27 protein-coding genes are annotated in these 25,965 nt (G+C 49.9%); 20 read left to right on the forward strand and 7 right to left on the reverse strand.

Annotation, left to right across the window (positions count from 1 at the left end; genetic code table 11):
* Positions 1-17 precede the first annotated feature (17 nt).
* Positions 18-1,430, forward strand: a complete 1,413-nt coding sequence (locus tag KD147_RS10275; RefSeq protein ID WP_212547790.1) for an AmpG family muropeptide MFS transporter — start codon at positions 18-20, stop codon at positions 1,428-1,430.
* A gap of 45 nt (positions 1,431-1,475) precedes the next feature.
* On the opposite strand, the gene KD147_RS10280 is transcribed toward KD147_RS10275, so the two are convergent.
* Positions 1,476-1,709 (reverse strand): helix-turn-helix domain-containing protein, encoded by a 234-nt coding sequence (locus KD147_RS10280; protein ID WP_105188164.1) that lies wholly within the window; start codon positions 1,707-1,709, stop codon positions 1,476-1,478.
* Between the two features lie 301 nt (positions 1,710-2,010).
* Here KD147_RS10280 and KD147_RS16865 point away from each other — a divergent pair, with 301 nt between their 5' ends.
* Positions 2,011-2,190, forward strand: coding sequence for a hypothetical protein (locus KD147_RS16865; RefSeq protein ID WP_105255675.1), 180 nt, complete (start codon positions 2,011-2,013; stop codon positions 2,188-2,190).
* A gap of 59 nt (positions 2,191-2,249) precedes the next feature.
* Here KD147_RS16865 and erpA read toward each other — a convergent pair whose 3' ends face one another.
* Complete coding sequence (gene erpA / locus KD147_RS10285) at positions 2,250-2,588, reverse strand: iron-sulfur cluster insertion protein ErpA (protein WP_105255676.1); 339 nt, start codon at positions 2,586-2,588, stop codon at positions 2,250-2,252.
* A gap of 205 nt (positions 2,589-2,793) precedes the next feature.
* On the opposite strand from erpA, the gene KD147_RS10290 reads away from it, so the two are divergent.
* The 7 genes from KD147_RS10290 (at position 2,794) to KD147_RS10320 (ending at position 11,945) form a co-directional block, all read left to right on the forward strand.
* Positions 2,794-4,476 carry a chloride channel protein gene (locus tag KD147_RS10290; RefSeq protein ID WP_212547791.1) on the forward strand — a complete coding sequence of 561 codons (1,683 nt, stop codon included), beginning with the start codon at positions 2,794-2,796 and terminating at the stop codon, positions 4,474-4,476.
* Between the two features lie 12 nt (positions 4,477-4,488).
* A complete protein-coding gene (locus tag KD147_RS10295) occupies positions 4,489-4,923 on the forward strand; it encodes a CopD family protein (RefSeq protein WP_212547792.1) in 435 nt (144 codons plus the stop codon).
* Between the two features lie 126 nt (positions 4,924-5,049).
* Entirely contained in the window at positions 5,050-6,066 is a 1,017-nt protein-coding gene (locus tag KD147_RS10300) for an aspartate carbamoyltransferase (RefSeq protein WP_212547793.1), read from the forward strand.
* A 24-nt stretch (positions 6,067-6,090) separates the two neighbouring features.
* Positions 6,091-7,371, forward strand: a complete 1,281-nt coding sequence (gene hemL / locus KD147_RS10305) for a glutamate-1-semialdehyde 2,1-aminomutase (protein ID WP_212547794.1) — start codon at positions 6,091-6,093, stop codon at positions 7,369-7,371.
* A 410-nt stretch (positions 7,372-7,781) separates the two neighbouring features.
* Entirely contained in the window at positions 7,782-9,149 is a 1,368-nt protein-coding gene (locus KD147_RS10310; protein ID WP_212547795.1) for an agmatine deiminase family protein, read from the forward strand.
* Between the two features lie 29 nt (positions 9,150-9,178).
* The gene (locus KD147_RS10315) at positions 9,179-10,486 is read left to right on the forward strand and encodes a phosphatidylserine decarboxylase family protein (protein WP_212547796.1); all 1,308 of its coding nucleotides are present in this window, start codon (positions 9,179-9,181) and stop codon (positions 10,484-10,486) included.
* Between the two features lie 52 nt (positions 10,487-10,538).
* Entirely contained in the window at positions 10,539-11,945 is a 1,407-nt protein-coding gene (locus KD147_RS10320; RefSeq protein ID WP_212547797.1) for a C69 family dipeptidase, read from the forward strand.
* Positions 11,946-12,043: 98 nt separating this feature from the next.
* Here KD147_RS10320 and mrcB read toward each other — a convergent pair whose 3' ends face one another.
* From mrcB to KD147_RS10340, 4 genes are all read right to left on the reverse strand, one after another.
* Positions 12,044-14,338, reverse strand: coding sequence for a penicillin-binding protein 1B (gene mrcB, locus KD147_RS10325; protein WP_212547798.1), 2,295 nt, complete (start codon positions 14,336-14,338; stop codon positions 12,044-12,046).
* Positions 14,339-14,512: 174 nt separating this feature from the next.
* The gene (locus KD147_RS10330; protein ID WP_105199678.1) at positions 14,513-14,674 is read right to left on the reverse strand and encodes a YqaE/Pmp3 family membrane protein; all 162 of its coding nucleotides are present in this window, start codon (positions 14,672-14,674) and stop codon (positions 14,513-14,515) included.
* Positions 14,675-14,763: 89 nt separating this feature from the next.
* Positions 14,764-15,993 (reverse strand): ammonium transporter AmtB, encoded by a 1,230-nt coding sequence (locus KD147_RS10335; RefSeq protein ID WP_105255684.1) that lies wholly within the window; start codon positions 15,991-15,993, stop codon positions 14,764-14,766.
* Between the two features lie 12 nt (positions 15,994-16,005).
* Positions 16,006-16,344: a P-II family nitrogen regulator gene (locus KD147_RS10340; protein WP_105188177.1), complete on the reverse strand. Its 339-nt coding sequence runs from the start codon at positions 16,342-16,344 to the stop codon at positions 16,006-16,008.
* A 397-nt stretch (positions 16,345-16,741) separates the two neighbouring features.
* Here KD147_RS10340 and KD147_RS10345 point away from each other — a divergent pair, with 397 nt between their 5' ends.
* The 6 genes from KD147_RS10345 to serA all read left to right on the forward strand — a co-directional run bounded on the left by KD147_RS10345 (position 16,742) and on the right by serA (position 22,501).
* A complete protein-coding gene (locus KD147_RS10345; RefSeq protein WP_212547799.1) occupies positions 16,742-17,623 on the forward strand; it encodes a dTDP-4-dehydrorhamnose reductase family protein in 882 nt (293 codons plus the stop codon).
* 60 nt (positions 17,624-17,683) lie between these two features.
* The gene (locus KD147_RS10350) at positions 17,684-19,222 is read left to right on the forward strand and encodes a S10 family peptidase (RefSeq protein WP_212547800.1); all 1,539 of its coding nucleotides are present in this window, start codon (positions 17,684-17,686) and stop codon (positions 19,220-19,222) included.
* 175 nt (positions 19,223-19,397) lie between these two features.
* Complete coding sequence (locus KD147_RS10355; RefSeq protein WP_212547801.1) at positions 19,398-19,943, forward strand: hypothetical protein; 546 nt, start codon at positions 19,398-19,400, stop codon at positions 19,941-19,943.
* A 12-nt stretch (positions 19,944-19,955) separates the two neighbouring features.
* Complete coding sequence (locus tag KD147_RS10360; RefSeq protein ID WP_212547802.1) at positions 19,956-20,555, forward strand: 5-formyltetrahydrofolate cyclo-ligase; 600 nt, start codon at positions 19,956-19,958, stop codon at positions 20,553-20,555.
* Positions 20,556-20,604: 49 nt separating this feature from the next.
* Positions 20,605-21,258: a ribose-5-phosphate isomerase RpiA gene (rpiA, locus tag KD147_RS10365; protein ID WP_212547803.1), complete on the forward strand. Its 654-nt coding sequence runs from the start codon at positions 20,605-20,607 to the stop codon at positions 21,256-21,258.
* A gap of 13 nt (positions 21,259-21,271) precedes the next feature.
* Positions 21,272-22,501 carry a phosphoglycerate dehydrogenase gene (gene serA, locus KD147_RS10370; RefSeq protein ID WP_212547804.1) on the forward strand — a complete coding sequence of 410 codons (1,230 nt, stop codon included), beginning with the start codon at positions 21,272-21,274 and terminating at the stop codon, positions 22,499-22,501.
* A 68-nt stretch (positions 22,502-22,569) separates the two neighbouring features.
* Here the strand turns inward: serA and yghU are convergent, their stop codons facing one another.
* Positions 22,570-23,409: a glutathione-dependent disulfide-bond oxidoreductase gene (gene yghU / locus KD147_RS10375; protein ID WP_212547805.1), complete on the reverse strand. Its 840-nt coding sequence runs from the start codon at positions 23,407-23,409 to the stop codon at positions 22,570-22,572.
* 210 nt (positions 23,410-23,619) lie between these two features.
* Between yghU and KD147_RS10380 the strand changes: the two genes are divergently transcribed.
* The 5 genes from KD147_RS10380 (at position 23,620) to KD147_RS10400 (ending at position 25,964) form a co-directional block, all read left to right on the forward strand.
* Entirely contained in the window at positions 23,620-24,000 is a 381-nt protein-coding gene (locus KD147_RS10380; protein WP_105255692.1) for a VOC family protein, read from the forward strand.
* Positions 24,001-24,041: 41 nt separating this feature from the next.
* Positions 24,042-24,332 carry a helix-hairpin-helix domain-containing protein gene (locus KD147_RS10385; protein WP_212547806.1) on the forward strand — a complete coding sequence of 97 codons (291 nt, stop codon included), beginning with the start codon at positions 24,042-24,044 and terminating at the stop codon, positions 24,330-24,332.
* Positions 24,333-24,395: 63 nt separating this feature from the next.
* Entirely contained in the window at positions 24,396-24,656 is a 261-nt protein-coding gene (locus KD147_RS10390; RefSeq protein ID WP_212547807.1) for a hypothetical protein, read from the forward strand.
* Between the two features lie 86 nt (positions 24,657-24,742).
* A complete protein-coding gene (locus KD147_RS10395; protein WP_105255694.1) occupies positions 24,743-25,102 on the forward strand; it encodes a hypothetical protein in 360 nt (119 codons plus the stop codon).
* A 100-nt stretch (positions 25,103-25,202) separates the two neighbouring features.
* On the forward strand, positions 25,203-25,964 hold the full coding sequence (locus tag KD147_RS10400; RefSeq protein WP_212547808.1) for an NYN domain-containing protein: 762 nt from the start codon (positions 25,203-25,205) through the stop codon (positions 25,962-25,964).
* The last annotated feature ends 1 nt before the right edge of the window (position 25,965 follow it).

The raw sequence follows: 25,965 nt of genomic DNA on the forward strand, positions 1-25,965 counted from the left end.
TAATAATAAGAATAAACATGAGCCACACAGCCCTCTCTTTACGCGATTTCACCCAACATTTTCGCGACCGACGCCTGGTCACCGTGTTTATTTTTGGTATCAGCAGCGGCTTTCCCTGGGTGTTGATTGGCTCGGTCATGAGCGCCTGGCTTAAAGACGAAGGCCTAACTCGCTCGATGATCGGCCTGTTTGGTATGGTGTTTGGCGCCTACTCCATTAACTTTTTATGGTCGCCACTGGTTGACCGGGTGCGCATTCCACTGCTCACCGATTGGCTGGGTCAACGCCGCAGCTGGATTTTGTGCTGTCTCTGCATTGTGTTTGCTGCCACCCTGAGCATGGCGTTTGTCGATATCAGCGAGCAACTCTTTGTTATAGCTCTGCTGGCACTGATTATTGCCATCGCCTCTGCCACCCAGGATATTGCCATTGATGCCTACCGTATTGATATACTGGCCGAAAATGAAAGTGAAAAAATGTCGGCGGCGGCGGCCATGGCAACCAGCGGATGGTGGACCGGTTATGCTCTGCTCGGCGCCATGCCCTTTTATGCCGCGGATATTCCCGGGGTGGATTGGCCGGATGTGTATTTGGCATTAGCGATTATTGTCGCCCTGTTGATCGTCTATGTATTCTTTGCCCAAGAGCCCGAGTCGAATCGCGAACATGTGCATGCTCAATTAGAGCAACAGTATCAGCAACAACTCGGTAAACACGCCACCGTTTTACCACATTGGGTGAATATCGTAATAGCCTGGCTTGGGGTGACCATTATAGAGCCGCTGCGCAGCTTCTTTACTCGTAACGGGGTTAAAACCGCCCTAGCCCTGTTGGCCTTTATCTTCCTCTTTAAGATTGGCGAAGCCTTTTTGGCGCGTATGTCCATCGTCTTTTATAAAGAAGTGGGCTTTAGCAACTCGGATATCGCCACCTTTTCCAAGCTCGGCACCGCGGTGCTGACCATTATTTTTGCCTTTTTAGGCAGCCTCTTTAACAGTCGCTTCGGCATCGTAAAGGGCTTATTTATCAGTGGCGTCGCCATGGCGGCGTCAAACCTGATGTTTTCGTGGATTGCCGTTGCGGGACCTAAACTCTCGCTCTATGCGATGGCCATAATTCTTGATGGTTTTACACAGGCTTGGTCTTTGGTGGCCATGGTGGCCTTTATTTCCATGCTTTGCGACCGTGCATTTAGTGCTACTCACTATGCCTTACTCGCCTCTTTGGGCAATCTTGGCCGCACCCTGCTATCGGGGTACAGTGGCGTGATAGTCGATGATTGGTTGCACGGTGACTGGTCGATGTTTTTTATTCTCACGGCACTGATGGTGATACCGTCGTTGATATTTCTGTTTTTGATACGTAAGCGCTTGTATCAGCTAGAGCGGCAGTTTCATGAAAATGGAAGGAAATCTAAGGGGCAGGAATAAAACTATAGAGCCCTTCCTGGGCTCCAGAAAATAGGCTTTCAATGCTTATTTAAGTAGCGCTAACCCTTCATAAGGATCCACATCCAGCGCTTCACAGTAACGGATGAATTCAATCACGTCTAAACGACGCTCTTGGTTTTCAATTTTACCGATAAATGAATGTGGTGTGCCCAACACCTGCGCCAAACTGCGCATGGTATGGCCTTTCTCATGGCGTTTATCTTTAAGCCATTTGGTTAGTCTTCCATTTTCCTCGGAAGAAACGGTTTTACCCATCATAATTACATCTCCTACTAGATGAATCGATTGCTGTAAAGTTTCTATAATTATTAGTGAATGAAATTTGCCCGTCTCATTCAGCCAGTATTAAAGCACATGTCCCATTTTAGGTATAGCGTATGTACAAAAGTTTACCTAATTTCGGCGCGAAATAGTTTACATACCTTATAACAATAAAATACTACTGATAAATTAGATAGATAGCTCTAATTTATACGGCGTTCGCTAAGTCTTTAATTTTTCTTTAGAGGGTAGGAATTTTGCGCTAAGATTGAGTTAAATCATCATTTTTGGGGAAAAGATGTTTCGCTTGCTGTTTTTGTTGCCGGTAATTCTGTGCGTCGCCTGGTGGCTGTTTCTTAATGCCAACAATATTCCCCTAAAACAGGGCCGTAAGGGTTTCTTTTATATAATTATTTTCTCAATGTTCGTGTTAGGGTTCTTTACCTTTATGGTGTATATAACGAACAGCGATTTATAATCATCAAAAATAAAAAATGCCGCATAAGCGGCATTTTTTATTTTATCTTTGCACTGCGGTTATACGCTAAAGCTGGCACCACAACCACACGTAGTGGTGGCATTGGGGTTGTTTACGAAGAAACGCGAACCTTCCAAGCCCTCGGTATAATCCACTTCACCATCGACCAGGTATTGCAAACTCATGGGATCCACCACCAAGGTGACGCCATTTTTCACGATTTGCATATCGCCCGGGTTGGCTTCTTCGGCGAAAGTAAAACCATATTGGAAACCAGAACATCCGCCGCCGGTGACATAAACACGCAGCATTAGCGAAGGATTCTCTTCCTCTTCGATCAACTGCTTAACGCGCGCCGCTGCGGCATCGCTGAATTTAATTGGAACTTGCTCGGACATACCGTCTCTCTCACTACCTATTTGCCCAAATTATCTAATACCCGACTAAGTTAATCAAGTATTGGCTGCACCGCCTTCGTTAATCTCGAGCACGGGGGTCACAATACAAAGAAGCAAACCCTGATACTAAACAAGGATTTATTAGGTAACGTTTGATAAACTACTGATAATATAACTTCCCCCTTATTCAGCCTGAGGAATTGGTATGCATCTAGAGGCGCTGAGACGTCGCCTTGCCCGACCAAAAACATCGGCGCAACTGTGCTTATTAGGTATCGCCGCCGGCCTTATCGCCGCGGGTCTGATCATCATGTTTCGCCTCACTATCGTCATAGCGCAAAACCTGTTTCTCGATGATTTTGACGACTTTACCACCATGGGCGAGCTACAACGCTTTTTGCTCCCGGTCGGCGCCGCCTGCGTGATTGCCTTTTTTGCCTACCTTACCGGCTTTAAGCACTACCGCCTGGGGATCCCCTTCGTGATCCACCGCATGAAAATGCATTATGGACAAATGCCGTTTTACAACACGGTCAACCAGTTCTTTGGTGGTGCTCTGGCACTGATCAGCGGCTTTTCGGTGGGCCGCGAAGGCCCCTCGGTCCATATGGGTGCAACCGGTGCCAGCATACTCGCCAATCAATTGCATTTGCCCTATAACGCCATGCGCACCCTCAGCGGCTGCGGTGTCGCCGCCGGTATTGCCGCCTCCTTCAACACGCCGCTGGCGGCGGTAATTTTCGTGATGGAGGTGGTTATTCGTGAATACAAGGTGCATATTTTCGTGCCCATCATGCTAGCGGCGGTAACAGGCGCCCTAGCCACACAATTTGTCTTTGGCGCCGACTCCGAGCTGGCGCTGATAAGCGTAACCCCCTTAAGTTTTTGGCATTATCCGTATTTGGTGATCTGCGGCATGACCTTGGGCGCCGTGGCCTATGCCTTTAATAAAAACCTGATGCTGATTATCCGCACCTTTAAACCCCTTTCCATGTTGCCGCGACTGCTGATTGCCGGGGTTATCGCCGGCGGCATAGGCTATCTGGTGCCCCAGGCCATGGGCTCTGGCATGAGCGCCATCACCATTGCCATGAACTCCCCGGATAATGTGCAACTGCTGCTGACCATATTAATCGCCAAACTGCTGGCCACCTTATTCGCCATCGGTTTGGGGATCCCAGGCGGTATTATCGGCCCAGTCATAGGGTTGGGCGTGGTGATGGGCACCCTGATGTCCTTCTTTGCCCACCTTGTGGCACCGGGCACGGATGTGGCCGGTACCTATGGCGTTTTAGGCATGGCCGGCTTACTCGCCGCCACCTTACACGCTCCCTTAGCGGCGTTAACCGCAGTGATGGAGCTCACCTCCAGCCCGCAAATTATCGTGCCCGCCATGTTGGTGATAGTGACCGCCTATGTCACCGCACTGCAGGTCTTTGGTAATCGCTCCATTTTCTTGCAGCAGCTTGATTTTCAAGGACTTACCTACCAGGTTTCCCCCGCCAAAGAGGCACTGCAAAAGGTGGGGATCATGGCGGAAATGAATGAAAACTTTAAGCTGCTCTACTCCGCCGACAAGGAGCTGATCAAGGAGTCTCTGGCGCACCTTGATGGGCAAACGCCGCTTATCGTCTACGACGAAGACAATGGCTACCGCCTGGCGGAATACGATTTGAACCTGATGTCACAAGAGAACATCAATATTCTCTATGTGGAACTCGATGGAGTAAGCTCACAGGCCACCTTGGCCGACGCCTTTGACATTCTTAAAGACAAACGCAGCGGTGCGGTCTATGTGTATGATATGCACGATGAAAAGGAAATCGTTGGCATTTTACGCTGGGATCAAATTCGCCACATTCTCACCATTCGTAACGCCCTATTATAAAAAGGAAGCACCATGACTTTAGTGTTAGTTTACAAAGCCCTGCACCTGTTTTTTATGGTTGCCTGGTTTGCCGGTATTTTTTATTTACCCAGGCTCTTTGTTTATCACGCCCTAAACGAAGAAAAGTCCTGCAGCGCCATGCTAAAGGTGATGGAGCGCCGCCTGCTTTTTTTCGTCACCCCCTTTGCTATTTTGACCGCGGTATTTGGGGTACTGGCCATCATGGAATATGGCCGTGACTGGTTCCGCGCCAGCATGTGGCTGCACTATAAACTGGCGCTGGTTCTGGTGCTCTATGCCTACCACGGCTATTGCTTTAAGTTGTTGGCCGACTTCAAGCACGATCGCAACACCCGCAGCGACCGTTTTTACCGTATTTTTAATGAATTTCCGGTACTGATCCTCGCGGCCATCATCTTTTTAGCAGTATTGAAACCAGTACTCTAAAAATACCGAAAAATTTGCTATAGTGCGCAGCCAAACGCGGTGGCGTTTAAATGTCGGGGGCGCACATGCAAATTCGCCCCTTGACAGGACACCGAATTATTTACTTTAACGTTTGGGACGACCTCCATGCTACGCTTTCAAGGTGAACACATTCTCTCTGTAAATCAACTCGATAGAGACAGTATCGAGCATATATTTGCAGTCGCAAAACGGATGGAACCTTATGCCAAAAAACAAAAACGCACTAAGGTGCTCGAAGGCGCCATTCTTGCCAACCTGTTTTTTGAACCCAGTACCCGTACTCGCGTGAGCTTCGGCACCGCCTTCAACCTACTTGGCGGTTTGGTACGCGAAACGACCGGTATGCAGAGCTCGGCGCTGGCCAAGGGCGAATCCTTGTACGACACCGCCCGTGTTATTTCAGCCTATGCCGATGCCGTAGCCATGCGTCACCCGGATGCCGGTTCGGTCGCCGAGTTTGCCACCGGCTGTAGCGTCCCCGTTCTTAACGGTGGTGACGGCCCCAACGAGCACCCGACTCAGGCCCTGCTTGACCTTCTAACCATAGACCGTGAGCTGGCCCGTTTTGGCCAAAAGGTCGATGGCATGCACATTGCCCTGGTGGGTGATTTAAAATATGGTCGCACCGTGCACTCTTTGTCTAAGCTGCTTTGCCACTACAAAGATGTTCGCTTTACCATGGTGGCGCCGGATGGCTTGCAAATGCCACAGAGCATCCTCGACACCGTGACCAATGCCGGTCACCAAATCGAACTGGTGGATAAAATGGAAGGCAATCTGGCCGCCGATATCGTCTACCAAACCCGTATTCAGGAAGAGCGTTTCCCCAGCCAGGAAGAAGCCAATAAATATCGCGGTGGTTTCCGCATCAGCCAGGCGATTTACAACGCCCACTGTAAGCCAAGCTCGGTATTGATGCACCCATTGCCGCGCGATAGCCGCAGCGATGCCAATGAGCTGGATAACGACCTAAATAGCAACGACAACCTGGCCATCTTCCGTCAGGTACAAAATGGCGTGCTGATCCGCATGGCCTTGTTTGCGCTAACCCTGGGCGTCGACAACCTGGTCGAGAAACATGAGACCACTGTGCCCTGGTTCAGCCGTAAACGTGAAGATTAATTTGCCAACCTAATAGGAAGCAACATGAGCAAAAGCCAAGATTTATTTACCCGCGCCCAAGCCTCGATCCCCGGTGGCGTGAACTCTCCAGTCCGTGCTTTCAACGGCGTTGGCGGTACCCCATTGTTTATCACCCATGCCGAAGGCGCTTACACCTTTGATGCCGATGGCAACAAATACATCGACTACGTGGGTTCATGGGGACCTATGATTTTGGGTCATAACCACCCGGAAATTAAACAGGCCGTACACGAAGCGGTTGAGCGCGGCCTAAGCTACGGCGCGCCCACTGAAGCGGAAATCGAGATGGCCGAGAAGGTTAAAGAGTTAGTACCTTCCATCGACTCGGTACGCATGGTGAACTCGGGCACCGAAGCCACCATGAGTGCCATTCGTCTGGCACGTGGCTACACGGGTCGCGATAAGATTTTAAAATTTGAAGGCTGTTACCACGGCCATGCCGACTCACTGCTGGTTAAAGCGGGCTCGGGTGCCCTGACCTTGGGCGTACCAAACTCACCGGGTATTCCGGAAGATTTCGCCAAGCACACGCTGACCGTGTCTTTCAACAACCTGGAAGAAGTGAAAGCGATTTTTTCCAAGTACCCAGAAGAGATCGCCTGTATCATCATCGAGCCGGTTGCCGGCAACATGAACTGTATTCCACCGGTTGAGGGCTTCTTAGAAGGCCTACGTGCAATCTGTGATGAATATAAGAGCGTGCTGATCTTTGATGAAGTAATGACAGGTTTCCGCGTCGCCCTAGGTGGCGCCCAGGCTTATTACAATATCACTCCGGACTTGACCTGTTTAGGTAAGGTGATCGGCGGCGGTATGCCGGTAGGTGCCTTCGGTGGTAAGAAAGAAATCATGGATTACATTGCCCCGGTAGGCCCTGTGTATCAAGCTGGTACCCTGTCTGGCAACCCAATCGCCATGGCCGCAGGTCTAAAAGCCCTTGAGCTTCTTAGCAAGCCAGGTTTGCATGAAGAGCTGGAAGCGAAAAGCAAGGCCATCTGTGAAGGTTTCCAAGCCGCTGCAGACAAGGCCGGTATCCCACTTACTACCAACTATGCCGGTGGTATGTATGGCTTCTTCTTCACCGATGCCGACAAGGTAACCAGTTATCAGCAAGCCACTGAGTGCGACTTAGAGCGCTTTAAGCGTTTCTTCCACCTGATGCTTGAAGAAGGTGTATACCTTGCTCCTTCTGCGTTTGAGGCGGGCTTTGTGTGCCAGGCACACGATGACGAAGCCATCGCCCAAACCATAGCTGCGGCCGAGCGTGCCTTCGCTAAGTTATAAGTTGGCAATGAACACTGAAACCGCCCTTGTGGCGGTTTCACACTACTGCAAAGACTTTTGCTTTACCTCTCATCCCAGCCTCTCGCTTGTAGCTCAAAAACCTTACAATCGCTTACAGACAACAACCCACCCGAGATTACCCATTTCAACCCTGTGAGTGCAGCCATAGCATAATGCCAGCGCCCGCACCCTGATGCCAAATCCAACATAATCCTACGTTCCCCAATGGCAACCAGCAAAAATAATTAACTAAAAATTAACATTTGAAATTGCGTTTTGATAATCCGTGGCTATGGTTTAAGTGCTGTACGAACGTGATCAAATTCAAGGGACTTTGTTATTCGCCTTGTTGGCGAAAAACGCCTTTGCTTCGACCTGGTTTTTATAAACAAATCACACGGAGAGTACCTATGACTACCCCCAAAAAACGCCCTACGTTAGTTCCTGCTTCCCTGGCATCCGAAGTCAGCCTACTTGTTAAAGAGTTACCGAATACCGTCTATCATAACGACACCCCCAGCTGCGTGAGTGCCATCGCCGAATTTGCGCCTATGGGCGGTGTGCTCATCGCCTACCCAGGCACCGTAGCACCAAGCCAACCTCAGTTTCCGCCCTCTGGACCGCGCTCATTCGGTATTCCGAATGAGTTGATTGTCCGCATGCAGCAAAATGATACCTCAAACCCCGTCCATATTTTTGTGATGTGTGGCGATGTAAGCCAAAAACAAATTATCGATCAAGATCTAAGCGAAACGGCATCGGCACTGGGTTTAACCTACAACCCTGAGCACCTGCATATAGTTCCCTGGGATACGGATACCTTCTGGACCCGGGATTTTGGACCTTGGTGGGTCCACAACAAGGACTCCGATTATTACGGTATTGCCAAGCATACCTATACCACCTTAGGCGGCGGCGAAGTGGGGTTAGTTGAAGGTGCGGAAAATGTCTCACCCAAGGAAGGCTTGGGGATCTTTAGACCCAATGATGATTACGGCGCCGTCAAATTTTCAGATTTTCTCAACAACCCTATTCGTCAGTGGAATAAGGCCCGCTGGCATAAAGAAGAGCCAACCAGGTTGACACCCATCAAGGTGCATAATTTCTATTATTCCGGCTTACTCGATGTGGGCGGTAACTACATGGTTGATGGTAAGGGCAACATAGCTTCTACCTATCTGGTAGCAACGCAAAATGAGCTACCCACCCACAATGAGGGGGACCTCTATAAAAATGCGCCGGAGATCATCGAGAAGCGAATGCACTATATCCTCGAGCAACTTAATCGATTTATGGGTATTAGCTCTTATCGCGTGCTCGATGACCCCACAGGCACCTACATCGGTCACATTGATTGTTGGGGTAAGTTTTTATCAGAGGATAAGGTACTGGTTGCGCAATCTGAAAATACCGAGATTAATCAAAAACTTAATGACATTGCCGATAACTTCGCACAGGAATATCAGGTCTATCGTGTACTTTGCCAAAACATGTATATTCCTAACGCCGACGAGCCTGCGACAACGGCTGCCTACACTAATAGCCTGATATTAAATAACTTTGTATATGTTCCTCTCTCTGGGAAAGGATACGAAAAATACGATGAGGACGCATTGGCTGCCTATCAAGCTGCATTACCGGGCCATACGGTTATTGGCATTGACAGTAAGCCTGAATTTCCCTGGCTGGGTACCGATGCCATGCATTGTCGCACCCGGGGCGTACCCAGACAGGTGGTCGATAATTGGTTAGCCAGCCTTAAACCAACTCACCCTTAAACCTAACCCTTATAGATGAGGACACTAGTATGAATAGCAGTCACACCCCATATCGAGTTGGCGAATGGCTTCCGCAAGACCAGGAAACCTTAAATGATTGGCTGCGCCAGTTAGCCGCCAAGACCAAGCAGGCGGACTTGCCTTTACAGCCATGCATTCAAGCCTTTAAAGACTACATTGAAGGTGACGCCGGCGCCTTCATGCTCTTTACGCGCATGTTTAATGAACAACCTAAACGCCACAACACACCAATACATGGTGGTGATAGCGGCCCTGAGCCAGCGCCTATTGTCGAAAATTACCAGCAAATGCTGGCCATGTGTAACTACGTGCTCAGCATGGCGCCTGAATTTAACGAAACAGGTCTGGTGGGATTTCCAATTAATGCCATCGTGGATCGGGTGATGGCGACGGAAAGTGGCTACTGCGCCTTTCGGGATCCCACGGTGAACAAGCACTTCAAACAGATCCTTAATGACTGGGGCAACTTTTTAAAATCCAGCGAATCCGTGTCGGTCTTGAATGACTCCCCCACGGGCTGGTTAAGCGACGCCGCCATGGAGAAAATGGCGGGTTCACGTGAGGCATTTATTAGCACGTTTGATTGTGACCCGACGCTGCCTCACTATGGATTTTCATGCTGGGATGACTTTTTTACCCGTGTATTTAAAGCGGATCAGCGCCCGGTCGCCGCGCCCGATGATAACAATGTCATCGCCAACGCCTGCGAGTCTGCACCTTACAAATGGGCAACCAATGTGCAGCTTCAAGATACATTTTGGATTAAAGGTCAGCCCTATTCCTTGCAACACATGCTCAATAACAATGCCGATTACTACCCGGAATTTGCCGGTGGTACCGTCTACCAGGCATTTTTGAGTGCCACTCAATACCACCGCTGGAATAGCCCCGTCGATGGCGTCATTGAAATGGTGGAATTCGTAGATGGCAGCTATTACGCAGAGGCACCGGCAATAGGTGAAGATCCCGCGGGGCCCAATGAATCCCAGGGCTACATCACGGAAATGGCAACCCGGGCCATTATTTATATCAAGGCCGACAACCCCGACATTGGCTTAATGGCGTTTATGGCCGTGGGTATGGCCGAAGTATCAACCTGTGACGTCACGGTGAAACCGCAGCAAGTCGTTAAAAAAGGCGATGAACTGGGCATGTTCCACTTTGGCGGTTCAACCCATTGCTTATTGTTTAGAAAAGGCGTCAATCTCAACTTTAACTTCCATGGCCAGGAACTCAATGAAGGGCAAAATTACCTGTTAACTTCGCCGATTCACGTCAAATCTGAAATTGCCACAGTGGTGCCTAATAAGCACTGAGTAAGTCACAACAAAGGAAGGGCAACCTTCCTTTTCTCTTTAAGGATTGATTATGTGTACGAGTGTAATAGTGGCTGCAAATGCAACGACACACCGACAAAATATTGTCTCCCGAAACGAGGATTGCGAGCGTGATATCTGGAACAAGTATTTTGTCTATCGCCAGCAACCGGAATATGCCAATGAGAAAGTCATTGACGATGGCCTGTGGCACCTGGGTAACGGACTCAAAGTACCAAAACCAACACAGGCATTTAGCTATAGTGCGGCACCAGACTTTGACGCCAATAACGAAGCAAGCAGCCTAATGCCCGCAAAGTTTCTCTATGAAGAACGCGGCATCAATGAGAAAAATGTCGCCATGTCGGCCACCAACACCCTGGCCATGAATGACAAGGCGGCGCTGGCCGATCCCTTGCTTAAACAAGGTGGGATCACCGAGGCCGTTATTCCAACCTTAATTTTACCCCAGGCCGAGTCTGCCCGGCACGGCATTCAATTGCTGGGACAATATATTGAGCAATACGGCAGCGCCGAAGTAAATGGTGTCACCATCGCCGACGTCAATGAAATTTGGTATTTTGAAAATGGCTCCTGTCACCATTGGCTTGCCGTCAAAGTGCCGGCAGACAGCTACCTGGTTGTGGCCAATGCCATGCGCATTCATGATATCGACCTGGACTCACCCGAGGTTCTGCATTCACCTGGGATATACGAGTTTGTTTGCCAACACCAATTATTAGCCGATGCGGATAAACATCATTTTAATTTTGCGAAGGCCTTCGGTGTAACGGGCCAGCCTTATAATGTCGATCGCATTTGGCTTGCTCAGCTTAAGCTCACCCCTTCGTTAGCTCAGCCACCCCGGCAGCAACAATATCCGCTCTTTCTCAAGCCCGACGCCTTGGTGTCTGTTCCCGACGTCATTAGCGTGTTAACGGCCACCTATGAGGGCACCGAGCTTGAGGGTAAGGCAAACCGACCCATTGGTTATGACAAAACCGCTGAAAGCCATATCATTACCTTAGATAAGCAACAACCTCATGAGCTTCAGGGGATGATCTGGCAGGCCGTTAGCACCCCATTGTGTGCCATGTATCTGCCTTTCTTTGGTGCGGTTCAGTCTTTCCCCGCCAGCTACCATAGCGGCACAAATAACTTTGATGCGCACGGCGCCTACTGGGCCTATCGCACCTTGTTCACTTTGGCTTATGCCCATCAACAAGGCGCCGTGTCAGGCATAGGCAATGAAATAAGGGCTCAGGAAGTTGCCCTCTATAATGAGCTGACTCAATTACTGCCAAACCTCGCGGCCATGATGGCAAACTCGACGACGCAGACAATTTCTTTTCTTAATCGCTATACCCAGGGCAACTGCGAGTTGATGCTGCAGTTTGCCTACCAAAGAAGGAATCAATTGATGAATGAGTTGGCGACCCTCGCTCCTGCCACCGAGTAACGGTATCACACTCGCGCCTTCGCTAAGCTCTAAGTACGCTTAAAGCGAACATAAAAAAACCGCCCAGGGGCGGTTTTTTCTACATCCGTTGCACGCCCTTAAGGACGCACACAACTGGGTCTGGGGTTAAATTCGCTGGCCCGTATCGGCAGTTGAATCACCTTGCCACACCCTGGCGGGGCCTGCATACCTGTTTGCTCATTGATAAAGGCCCAACGGATACCGTCGGGACGCTCATCGGCAATGGACTGCGGATTAAGCTGGCGCAGATAACGAATATACAGCTCCAATGCGCCCACCGCGCCGGTCAGGCCGGTGCTTTGGTTATCATCGCGCCCCAGCCAGGCCACGGTCACGGTATTTTGGTCAAAACCGCCATACCAGCTATCGCGCAGATTGTTACTGGTGCCGGTTTTACCCGCCAGCTGTATGGTGGGAAAATGCTTATTCAAACGCTTACCTGTGCCGTCTTTGGTCACTCGCTTCATGCCATATTTAGTCATATACATGGCATCCTTAGGGAAGCGCTGTTGCCACTGCGGCTTGTGCTGATACAGCAGCTTACCAGCGTTGTCGGTCAACGCCGAGATGCTGGTTAAGCGGGTATAGGCACCGTCGTTCGCCAAGGTGGTATAGAGCTGTGCCACCTCGTAACTGGAGAGCTCCAAGGCCCCCAGTAACAGGGAGGGAAACTGGTTAATATGACTTTCCACACCCAGGCCTTGCAAGGTATTGGCCACCTTGTCGACACCAATATCCAGGCCCAGATTCACCGCCGGAATATTGATACTGTTGCTAAAGGCCTTATACAGAGGCAAGGCACCGCGGAATTGGTGGTCAAAATTATCCGGACTCCAGACTTTGCCGCGCTCATCGGTCAGCTCCAGCGGCTCATCATGCAGCAAGGTGCCGAGATTATAACGGGGCACCTGCAAGGCGCTCAGATACACAGCCGGTTTCACCAAGGAGCCGATATTACGCTTGGTATCAAGCACACGGTTAAAACCCGAATAGCGCATATCACGACCGGCAACCAGGGCGGATACCCCGCCTGCCCGGCGATTCACCGAGAGCATGGCCGCTTCAAGTTGCTCGGTTTTAGGACGTTTCTCTAAATAAGGCAAGGACTTGGCAATGGCGTCTTCCATGGCTTCTTGCTTTTGCAGGTCTAGGTAGGTGAATACCCGCACCCCGGCATCCAGGGTTTCCTTATCTGTGAGCAATTCCTTCAACTGACGGTTAACCAGCTCCAAATAGCCCGGATAGGTTTTATCGATATCCCGGCGCATGGGCGCAATGTCCAAGGGGCGATTTAAAGCGGTACGATATTCGGTGGTGCTGATCAAACCATCTTCAGCCATCAGCCTGAGTACCAAATCACGACGCTCCATGGCACGCTCTTCATAGCGTCGTGGGTTGTAGTAAGACGGCCCTTTCACTAAGGCCACCAGCAAGGCAATTTGATCAAACTCCAGCTCGTCGATGGGCTTGGAGAAATAAAACTCCGCCGCCAGACCCATGCCATGCACACCCTTGGTGTATGACTGTCCTAAATAAACCTCGTTTAAGTAGGCTTCAAGGATCTCGTCCTTGGTATAGCGGTAATCAAGGATCAGCGCGATCAGCGCCTCATTGATTTTACGCACCAAAGAGCGCTCTCGGGTCAGATAGAAGTTCTTCGCCAACTGCTGAGTCAGGGTGCTGCCGCCTTGCACCGTACGTCCGGCGCGAATATTGGCGTACAGAGCGCGCATAATGGACCACAGGGAGACCCCGTGGTGCTTATAAAAGTTGCGGTCTTCAACCACCAACAAGGTGTCTTTGAGCAGCTCGGGGAATTTATCGAGCGGCACAAATTCGCGGTCCTGGGTTTCGTCGTTACCGATACGGGCAATTTGCACCGGCTCTAAACGGGCGCTATCAAGACGCTGGCCAATGTTATTTTTTACGCTGGCAACTTTATTGCCGCTAAAGCGCAGTTCAATAATATGGGCTTGTTCATTAGTGTCGGCAAACTCAAAGGCACGGCGGTAAATACGCAAGCGGGTTTTACTTTGCTCATACTGACCGGTGTGGTTGAGTTTGGTCACCTGGGTGTAGTTAAGGCGTTGCAGCTCCCACTCCACCTCGGCCATAGACAGGTATTGTCCAGGGTAAAAGGTCATGGCGCGGGCGTAGACCTGCGCTGGCAACTGCCATTTATTGCCCTCGAATTGTCGGGTTACCTTGGCATCAAGGTAGATCATATACAGGGCCACACTAATCATGGTGACCAAGGCAACTTTCCAGGCAATGGAAAAGAGTCGCTTACCCAGGCGCTTCATTGTTGAAGGCGGTGCGGCCTTGGGCTTTTTCTTACGTTGTTTCTTCGTGGGTGTCTTTTTTGTCGCCATAGGATTGCTAATGCGTGGCTTGAATGAAAAATTGGTGGAAGCTTAGCATACTCACGAGCAAAATTAATTGCTCACGAGTATGCCAAGACAGGGTGCAGGTTAAGGCTAGCGAAGGCTAGCTTAACTGATACTGACTTTTGTTCACGCCCAAGCGCGGGGTTGCGCCCGGTTTGCCTAACGGGTTGATACCCAAAGAGCGTGAATAACCGCGGGTAAGAAGAATAAGAAGCACAGAATAATGTTGATGATTAAATGCTTACCTGCACCGGCTTTGAGAAATACGGCAACGGGCGGGAGAAAGATTGAAAGTATGATCAGCAGTAATTTATTGTCCATGTTCGGAACCTTTTAAAGGGACTGAAAATGAAATTATAGTCATAAAAAACGGCGAGATAAACTCGCCGCGTTAGCCAATATCCTGATATTTAACTCGAACGTACCGAGACAAACTCCGGATAGGCATCGATTCCGCAGTCATGCTGATCCATACCGCTGAGTTCCTCTTCCTCGCTGACGCGGATCCCAACTGTGCTCTTTAAAATTGCCCACACAATCAAAGATGCGACAAAGACAAAGCCGAAGATACAGAAGATACCGATAAACTGGGTGGTATAGCTGGCCTCACCGTTAGACAAAGGCACCAGCATCAGACCTAGGGCACCGCATACGCCATGCACCGAAATAGCTCCCACCGGATCATCGATATGCATTTTATCCAAAGCAACGATGCTAAACACCACCACCATGCCACCGATGGCACCCAGCAGCAACGCCAGTAAAGGTGAAGGCGATGCCGGATCGGCGGTGATCACCACCAAACCCGCCAAGGCACCATTGAGCACCATGGTCAGATCGGCCTTGCCCCAGTAGGTCTTACACACCAATAACGAAGCAATGGCACCGGCCGCCGCTGCGGCATTGGTGTTAAGCATAATTTTACCCACCGCACTGGCATTCTCAGCATCGCTGATCAACAACTGCGAGCCACCGTTAAAGCCAAACCAGCCCATCCACAGGATAAAGGTACCCAGGGTCGCCAGCGGCAGGTTAGAACCTGGGATAGGATAGATTTCACCGTTTTTACCATATTTGCCGCGACGAGCGCCCAGCATTAATACCCCGGCCAAGGCCGCTGCGGCACCGGCGCCGTGTACTATGCCCGAACCGGCAAAGTCGACAAAGCCCATGGCCGATAAGAAGCCGCCACCCCAGGTCCAGTAACCCTCAATGGGGTAAAGCAGGCCGGTCATCACCACGCAGAATACCAAAAAGGCCCAGAGTTTCATGCGCTCGGCTACCGCCCCGGAGACAATCGACATCGCCGTGGCCACAAACACCACCTGGAAGAAGAAGTCCGACTCCAGCGCATGATCGGCGTCACTGGCCTGACTGCCAATCAATGTGCCAAAACTGGGCACGAAACCGCCCTCGCCGTTACCCACATACATGATGTTGTAACCAATCAGCAAATACATGGTACAAGCTATGGCATAGAGGGCAACGTTCTTGGTCAGAATTTCGGTGGTATTTTTTGAGCGCACTAAGCCAGCCTCAAGCATGGCAAACCCCGCCGCCATCCACATGACAAGTACGCCGGAGATCAAAAAGTAAAAGGTGTTCAATGAGAATTGTAATTCAACTATGGTGTTTTCCATGAGTGCGTCCCCCTAAATCGCTTCTTCATCAAGCTCACCCGTTCGGATGCGCACGATTTGCTCAAGATCGAAAACAAATATTTTGCCGTCACCTATTTTGCCGCTGCTGGCAACCCGGGTGATCAACTCCACCACTCGCTCCACATTTTCGCTGCGCGTGGCAATCTCGATTTTAATTTTGGGAATAAAGTCCACCTGATACTCGGCACCGCGGTAGAGTTCGGTATGGCCACGCTGACGGCCAAACCCTTTAACATCCACCACTGTCATTCCCTCGATCCCCAGCTCTGCTAGCGCTTCTCGCACTTCATCAAGCTTAAATGGCTTGATGATGGCACTGATCATTTTCATATAGCCCCCTCGTAGGCGATTCGGTTTATTATTGTCCTCTAGGTAATTTCAACCTTTGTGCCAGAATATTTTTTCTTTAATTAACAAAAAGATAACTTTTTGGGCGCACAAAAAACGCACCACATTGGTGCGTTAAACAAGGGTTTTTGCCAAAGCTGTGCAAGGCACAAGGCCAGAGCCTGTTGACTATGAGGCAATGGGAATAAGCATGGCTACTTTTCCAGCCTCAGACGCCGTCAGCAATACACCATAGGCTTGGCTGCCGCCAAACGTGGGGCTGCTTAACTAGTTAACTTTTAACGTAAACATACGCATTTTCAGGCCAAAATGGACACTTTGACTTTACCCTTCACCACAGTTACGCTGCCGCTTTCCCCTGCCATTAGAGAGCAAAGTTATGGCTAAAATCATCGTCTCCGGTGCCACCGGACTGCTCGGCCGCGCCCTGTTCGCGCGTCTCAACCCAGAACATCAGGTAATAGGCCTTGGGTTTTCTCGCGCCCAGCCGCCCGTAATCAAAGCGGATCTGTTTGATAAAGAGGCTATCAGCGCCCTGTTTGCTGCGCACCGACCGGACTTCTTTATTCATAGCGCCGCCGAGCGCAACCCGGATAAGTTCGATAATGACCCAGAGCACAGCATCCAGTTCAACTGTGCGGTCACCGAGCACATTGCTAAGTGCTGTGCGCAATTTAATTGCACGCTGATTTTTATTAGCACCGACTATGTATTCGATGGTCGCAACCCACCCTATGCAGAAGACGCCGAAACAAGCCCCTTAAACCTCTATGGTCAATCCAAGGCACGCAGCGAAGCCCTGTTGCAAACAGAGTATCCGCACGCAGCCATTATCCGTATCCCGGTGCTGTATGGCGAAGTGAGCCATCTCGGTGAGTCTGCGGTGACCGTCATTGCCGAGCAACTCAAAAACGGCGTAACCCGCTTCGATGATGAGTGTCAGCGTTTTCCCACCGACACCGCGGATATCGCCACAGCCTTGGCCGGCGCCATAGCCACATTGGGTACCGAGCTAGAGGGGATATATCACCTCAGCGCCAATGAGCGTTTAACCAAACTGGGTATGGCCAAATTGATGGCACCGCTGCTAGGTCTGGAGCCGAGCATCCTAAGTGCGGCGGCGGCAGACACAAGCGCTAGCGCAACGCGTCCGCTGGACTGCGCCCTTAAAGACACCCGACTTGGCAAACAGGGAATTGAAATAAAAAGTGATTTTGCTACTCGCATCGCCGAGGTGCTGACACCCCACTTATCGCAATAACTTGTAGTTTCCACTGCAAGCTCCTTTAATGGAGCGAGAAGAAAAAAGAAAAGGTGAATCATGTTTGCAACCCATCTAAAAGCCGTGGCCCTGTCTTTGGCCGTGGTAATCGCCCCATCGGCTCTGGCCGAGGTAGACCAACATAATGCCGCGGCCCACAGTCGCCAAATCGATATCGACAGCAAGGTTATAACCGAGCATAAGGCACGCATTAACGGCGAACGTATTTCTTATCGCGCCGAGACCGGCACTCAGCCGGTGTGGAATGACAGCGGGGATGCCGTTGCCACCTTGCACTATACCTACTACAAGCGCAGCGGTGTGGATGACGATACCAAACGCCCGTTGCTGATTTCATTCAACGGTGGCCCGGGCTCAGCCTCGGTCTGGATGCACCTGGCCTACACCGGCCCCAAGGTGCTAAAAATCGACGATGAAGGTTACCCGGTACAGCCGTATGGCGTAAAAGAAAACCCCTATTCGGTACTTGATGTGGCGGACATTCTTTATGTGAACCCGGTGAATACGGGTTACTCACGCGTGCTGCCAGGCGCCGATGGCAAACTGCCTAGTCGCGATCAGCAAAAAGAGATGTTCTTTGGCGTTAACGCCGACATTAAATATCTGGCCGAGTGGTTAAATACCTTTGTGAGCCGCCACAACCGCTGGCGCTCACCAAAGTTTTTAATCGGTGAGAGCTACGGCACCACCCGCGTTTCCGGCCTGGCATTGGCGCTGCAAAACAGTCAGTGGATGTACCTCAATGGCGTGGTCTTGGTATCGCCTACCGAGATTGGCATCAAGCGTGAAGGTCCGGTAGAAGCGGCCAACCGCCTGCCCTACTTTGCCGCCACCGCCTGGTATCACAAGGCGCTGGACAGCGAGCTGCAAGCCCTGGATCTGGATGAGCTATTGCCTCAGGTTGAGGAATTTACGGTCAACGAATTGATCCCGGCCATCGCTAAAGGCGGCTTTATCGGCGCCGACGAAAAACAGCGTATCGTCGCGCAAATGGCACGTTATGCCGGTGTCTCTCCGACCTACGTAGAAAACAACAACCTGGATATTCCTACCTCATCGTTTTGGAAAGAATTGCTACGCAGCCAGGGTAAAACCGTGGGCCGTCTCGACTCGCGCTACCTGGGCATAGACAAGCGTAACGCCGGTGATCGCCCCGACTATTGGGCCGAGCTAACCTCTTGGTTGCATTCGTTTACTCCGGCCATCAACTACTATCTGCGTGAAGAGCTCAATTATAAAACCGACGTAAAATACAATATGTTTGGTTCGGTGCACCCTTGGGATCGCAGCAACAACAACACGGGTGAAAACCTGCGTTTGGCCATGGCGCAAAACCCTTATCTGAATGTGCTGGTGCAAGCGGGATATTTCGATGGTGCCACCAACTATTTCGATGCCAAATACACCATGTGGCAACTGGATCCAAGCGGCAAGATGAAAGAGCGTCTGAGCTTTAAAGGCTACCGCAGCGGCCATATGATGTACCTGCGTCGCGCCGACTTAGAAAGCTCAAACAACGACCTGCGCGACTTTATTCTCAATGCCCTACCGGCAGAAGGGGAAGCCGCTAAGTACTAATCCCCTGTACTAGGTGTCCCACACACAAACAGCGCCGCACCGAATCAGTGCGGCGTTTTTTTTCGCCATAGACGCCCACCGCGAGGTTTTTTCTTTTTAAATAAAAGGATTTATACTCAAGCCTACCTGTAATCGAGTCGCCGCTGGCACTCCCACCGATCACCATAGGATAGATATGAGTGAACAATATCGTCTGCTCTTTGCGCACCTAGATAAAGAGCAGGACATAGAGCAAGCAGCCCTGGCCCTGCAGCAAAGGCTTAAATTAGCCGAGCAACAGGTAGAGGCGTTTTTTGCCGGTGAGGCGATTTTCCCCGCCAGTGATAAGGCTAAAGCGCTTAAGCAGGCCAAGGTGCTGGCCAGTTTGGGAGTACGAGCTCGTCTAAAGCGCATTGTGGCGCCGGCGCAAACACCCGCAGCCGCGGCGGGCCAAGCCGATGAGCAGGTGCTGGCGGCCCTGGATTACATCACCAGCAGTTTGATCCGCCTTGAAGAGCGCTTAGACGACATGGATCAGCGCTTTAGCGAACACCTGCTGCACCAGCAACAAGGCAATGACGGCGACGAGCTGGCACTGGATCTCAGCCTGGATGAGGAGCTCGACCTTCCCGCTACGTCAGCCACCCGCCATCCGCTGCTAAGCGTGATCCTGGTGCTGATCACATTACTGCTGGCCATACTCGGGGTGAGCTATTTCTATCCCGATCTGTTTAATTTTTAATGTAAGACCGCTATGCAATTTGACGAGCAACGTGTTGACATTCGAAAGCGAATGCGAAATTTACGCAAAAAGCTTACTCCAGAAGAACAAAAAAGTGCCGCAAACGCGCTGAAAATTAATATTTCTCAAGTTATAAAAGACCCTAAAAGCGCTCGAGTAGGCACCTATTTAAGCAATGATGGTGAACCCAACCTAGACCACGTATTTCAATGGCTATGGCAAAATAAAGCAACACCATTCCTACCCATATTACACCCCTTTACCGGGGTGCATTTGCTCTTTCAGAGGTATGAAGAAAATTCACCCATGACCACAAACCGCTATGGTATCTTGGAGCCCGAGTTGAATTGCAGTCATGTAAGCCCCGTTGCGGCGTTAGATTTTATCCTAACCCCCTTGGTGGCCTTTGATAGCCAGGGTAACCGCTTGGGAATGGGGGGTGGATATTACGACCGCACCTTTGCCCAGATACCGCCGGATGCGTCCCATCGCCCTAAATTAATTGGCGTGGCGCACCAATGTCAGCACCTAGATGTGCTGCCGGTGGCCAGTTGGGATGTGCCATTAGATTACATTGTCACCCCAGAGCGAATTTATTGCCCTCACGGGTAGTGGTACAATAGTCCGCAACCTTAGCTATTAACTCATTTGCGAGCACAACATGACTCAAGACGAAATGAAAAAGGCGGCCGCCTGGGCCGCACTCGATTATGTAAAGAAAGACACCATTGTCGGTGTTGGCACCGGTTCAACGGTTAATCACTTTATTGATGCCCTGGCAACAATGAAAGACGATATCCGCGGTGCGGTATCAAGTTCGCAAGCTTCAACCGAGCGTCTTAAGGCTCTGGGTATCGAAGTATTTGAATTAAATGATGTTGATACCTTAGACGTTTATGTTGATGGCGCCGATGAAATCAATGCCGGCAACGAAATGATCAAGGGCGGTGGCGCCGCGTTAACCCGCGAAAAAATCGTGGCCGCCGTGGCTAAACAGTTTATTTGTATCGTCGATAGCAGCAAATTGGTCGACACCCTGGGGGGTTTTCCATTGCCCGTAGAGGTGATCCCTATGGCCCGCAGCTACGTGGCCCGTGAAATCGTCAAACTGGGCGGCGACCCTGTTTATCGACAAGGCGTAGTGACGGATAACGGCAATGTGATTTTAGATGTGCACAACCTGCAGATCACCGATGCCAAGTCACTGGAACAAACTTTAAATCAGGTTGTTGGTGTGGTTACCAACGGTCTATTCGCTCACCGCGGCGCCGACACCGTAATCATCGGCACGCCGGAGGGCCCAACTACACGTTAGAGGAATGAGGAACATGAGTAAGGTATCGTTAGCAAAAGATAAAATTAAGATTCTCTTGCTGGAAGGCGTACACCAGAGCGCAATTGAAACACTAAAGCGCAACGGGTACAGCAACATCGACTATGTCAAAACATCGTTACCTGAAAGTGAGCTCATCGAGCGTATCAGCGATGCCCACATTGTGGGTATTCGCTCACGCACGCAACTCACCGATGCGGTACTGGACGCGGCACAAAAACTCATTGCCGTGGGCTGCTTCTGCATCGGCACCAACCAGGTCGACCTGCAAGCGGCAAAAAACCGTGGTATCACCGTATTTAATGCCCCCTTCTCCAACACCCGCTCGGTTGCCGAACTGGTGCTAGGTGAAATCCTGCTGCTATTGCGCGGTATTCCTTTGCGCAACGCCATGGCCCACCGTGGTCAGTGGTTAAAGACCGCCGAAGGCTCATTCGAAGCCCGCGGTAAAACCTTGGGTATTATCGGTTACGGTCATATCGGCACCCAGCTTGGTATCATGGCTGAGAACATCGGCATGAAGGTGCAATTCTTCGATATCGAAGACAAACTTTCTTTGGGTAATGCCCAGCAGATCCAAAACCTGACTCAATTATTACAAAGCTCGGATGTGGTGAGCCTGCACGTACCGGAAACGCCGCAAACGAAAAACCTTATCGGCACCGCCGAGCTTGCGGTGATGAAAAAAGGCAGCATACTGATTAACGCTTCACGCGGCACCGTTGTGGATATCGATGCCCTGGCCGAAGCATTAGAAGATAAAAGCCTGTCTGGCGCCGCAATCGACGTCTTCCCGGTGGAGCCCAAATCAAACGACGAAGAGTTTGTGTCGCCGCTGCGCCAATTCGATAACGTGATCCTGACACCTCACGTGGGTGGTTCAACACAAGAAGCACAGGAAAGCATTGGCGTTGAAGTGGCCGGCAAACTAGCCAAGTACTCGGATAACGGTTCAACCATGACCGCGGTGAACTTCCCCGAGGTCGCCCTACCCGAGCTGGCTAACCGCAGCCGCCTGCTGCACATTCACCACAACCGCCCAGGTGTGCTCACACAAATCAACCAAGCCTTTGCACAGCACGGCATCAACATCGCCGCTCAGTACCTGCAAACGGATGAAAATATTGGTTATGTGGTTATTGATGTAGACAGCGACCACTCGGAAGTGGCGCTGAAAGAATTGAGTGCCGTGGACGGCACCATTCGTGCCCGTATTTTGCACTAAAGCATCAATGCTCTGATTTGAAAAAGCACAGCCAAGGCTGTGCTTTTTTGTGCCTGTAGATTGATTAATTAGTCCAAGTCGGCGGCGCTATGGCGCTCGCGCAATTGCTCACCTTCGTCGCCCCAAGTGCGATTAACGCGTCGGCCGCGCTGCACCGCCGGGCGTTGTTCAATTTTCTTAGCCCAGGCGAGCAGGTGACGATACTCATGCACGGATAAAAACTCCGCGGCATCGTACGCCTTGCCCAGCACCAGGGCGCCATACCAGGGCCAAATGGCCATGTCGGCAATAGAGTATTCATCCCCAGCCATGTATTCGTTTTGTGCTAGGTGCTTATCTAATACGTCTAACTGGCGCTTGGTTTCCATGGCGAAACGGTTAATGGGGTACTCCATCGGCTCCGGCGCATAAGCATAGAAGTGACCAAAACCACCTCCCACATAAGGAGCACTGCCCATTTGCCAAAACAGCCAGTTCATGCACTCGGTTTTAGCCTGCGCATCTTGGGGAATAAAGGAAGAAAACTTCTCTGCCAAATACAGCAAAATAGAACCCGACTCAAAGACCCGGGTTGCCGGTGAGGTGCTGGTGTCTAACAAGGCGGGAATTTTTGAGTTAGGGTTGATGGCGACAAAGTCAGAGCCAAACTGATCGCCTTCGCCAATTTCAATCAAGAATGCATCATACTCCGCATCGCTGATCCCCTTGGCCAGCAGCTCTTCAAACATAATGGTTACTTTTTGGCCGTTGGGGGTTGCCAGGGAATACAACTGAAACGGATGTTGCCCACGCGGCAAATGCTGCTCAAAGGTTGCGCCGGATGTTGGTTTATTCAGACTGGCCCATTTGCCGCCATTTTCACTATCAAACTGCCAGACCTTGGGCGGAGTATAGGGGGTTGTGCTCATGAATGCTCCTTTGCATTATTTTGCGCCATTGAGCTACTAGACCTATGGTCGAAGCAAAATATTACAAGGGGTAATAAATTCTGAGATTGAGTAAGTCACGGCCACCGCATAACATTGAGTGCGCTTGTATGTTAAAAATAAGTTAAGTGCAAATCACCCCTTTGGTTGCCCATTGGCGTGATAGTAAATTGTCATCTCCCTGGAGGATAAATGGAGCTTAACCAGGTCACCTTACCCGTTAAAAACATGGCAGACGCCGTACATTTTTATCTCACTCTGGGATTCACACAAATCGTCGATACGCCACATTATGCACGTTTTACTTGCCCAGACGGTGACGCCACATTTTCTTTATCTCTCGACGACGGTGAATTCGAAAACCCCACCGTAATCTATTTCGAGCATAAAGAACTGGATGAGCTATACAACACACTCTCGCAAAAAGGCATCCTCTTTGAACAAGCACCAACCGAGCAGCGCTACCTTTGGAAAGAAGCCATACTAAGAGACCCCTCAGGAAATAAAATTAAGCTGTATTGGGCGGGTGAGAATCGTTTAAACCCGCCGTGGAAGGTGGATAAAGGTGCATAACAGACGCAGCCCTCTCACCCCACATAAGCACTAGGCCCACTATGAATCCAACAAAAGTCGTGCGCAGTAAAACCATCAAGCTCACCGACCTACCTAATATAGGTCAGGCAAGCGCTGCCGATCTGCAATTACTCGGCATAGAGCGCCCCGAAGACCTTGTAGGGCGCGACCCCTATCAAATGTACGAAGAGCTCTGCGATATAACAGGCAACAAACATGACCCCTGCGTTATCGACATCTTTATATCCATTACGCGTTTTATGCGTGGTGAAGCAGCAAAGCCTTGGTGGGCCTATACCAAGGAGCGTAAAAATACCTTAGGGAGTTGCTAAGCATCAGCTTGGTATTCACCACACATCAATCGCCACGAATAGAACTGACAAAGAAATCTAGTTATGGAAAATAAAATGAATGATAACGACTCGATACAAATTCTCTCTGAAATTAGAGATGAAATGAAAGAAATAAATGCGCAGATTAAATGGTTGACTGCTAAAGCCGGTGAAGAAATGGCTGAAGATAAAGAACGCGAACAAGCCATGCTTAAAATTGCCGAGCTCGAACATAAGAAATCGAAAAAGGATTTGCTGACCTTTGTCGCCCTTATAGCTGTGCCCCTTGTATGGCTTGCCATTGCAAAACTAGATCTTTTATAAAAGCCACCAAAAATCTATAAATAAAATTAAATACAAACACTGAGCTAAATTCAATCTTAGCCAAGTCATAACCCAATGAGGTAAAAGTGGATCTATTCGATATATTTCAGCAGTACCGTCTTGAGCAAACGAAAACCGAAGCAGCCGAGCGAACGAGGCAGGTTGACCGCAAAGCTACAGATAATCAATACGATATCGTTGAGCTGCAAAGTAAAGTCGACCACCTTTCTCTGGTTTGCATGGCCATGAGTGAGCTCCTCGAAGAGGTTGGCTTTAACCGAGAACTGCTCCTTTCGAAAATGAAAGAAATTGATCTACGGGATGGTACATTGGATGGTAAATTTGCCCCTGCAAATGTATGCGGTAGTTGCGCACGGGTTGTCTCGGCTAGACACTATACTTGCCTTTATTGCGGCACCAAAATTGATAAAACAAGTGCGTTTTAGGGTTACACGATAAGCCGCTTAAAACTAGCGACCTAAGAATTCAGGAAACATAATAAGTTTTTCTCCCTAGAGACAAAGGGTTATTAGCAAGGAGGCAAAATTGAAAGATAAAGAAAAAATTGCGGTATTTATTGATGCCGATAATGCGCCGGCAAAGAAAATAGATAAAGTCTTATCTGAACTAGCACGTTATGGCGTCGTTAACATCCGAAAAGCTTACGGAAACTGGAAAAGCCATAACCTAAAGCCATGGGAAGATATCCTCCATGAGTTTGCTATTCAGCCGGTCCAGCAATTCGACCTGACTAAAGGTAAAAATGCTACCGATATGGCGTTAGTTATCGATGTGATGGATGTCTTATACACTAAAGATATTGATGTAATTTGTTTAGTTTCATCTGATTGCGACTTCACGCCTTTGGTTACACGCTCTTTGGCAGATGGAAAATTTGTGATTGGATTTGGAGAACGTAAAGCCCCCTTAGCCTTCGTAAATAGCTGTTCTCGCTTTTTGTACCTTGATGACGAAGTATCCCAAGAAATTCCAATTCAAAAGCAAAGTAAAAACATTAAAAGTGATACCAAGCTTATAAACCTTTTACGGCAAGCCATTGAAGCCGTAGAAGAAGACGATGGCTGGGCTATGCTTGGACCAATAGGAACTCATATATCGAATCACGCTTCCTTTGATCAGCGAAATTACGGGTTCAAGAAACTAAGTGATCTATTCACGGCGATAGATTTATTTGAAATGAAAAAAACTAATGGCTCTGTGCTTTGGGTCAGAGATAAGAAAAAAGCAAAGCAGCTTAACAAATCAAGGCCGGGGGCGCAGAAAGTTGCATCTTTAGTTAAGGCGTAGA

The sequence above is a fragment of the Pseudoalteromonas sp. BDTF-M6 genome, from assembly GCF_018334135.1.
Lineage (GTDB): Bacteria > Pseudomonadota > Gammaproteobacteria > Enterobacterales > Alteromonadaceae > Pseudoalteromonas.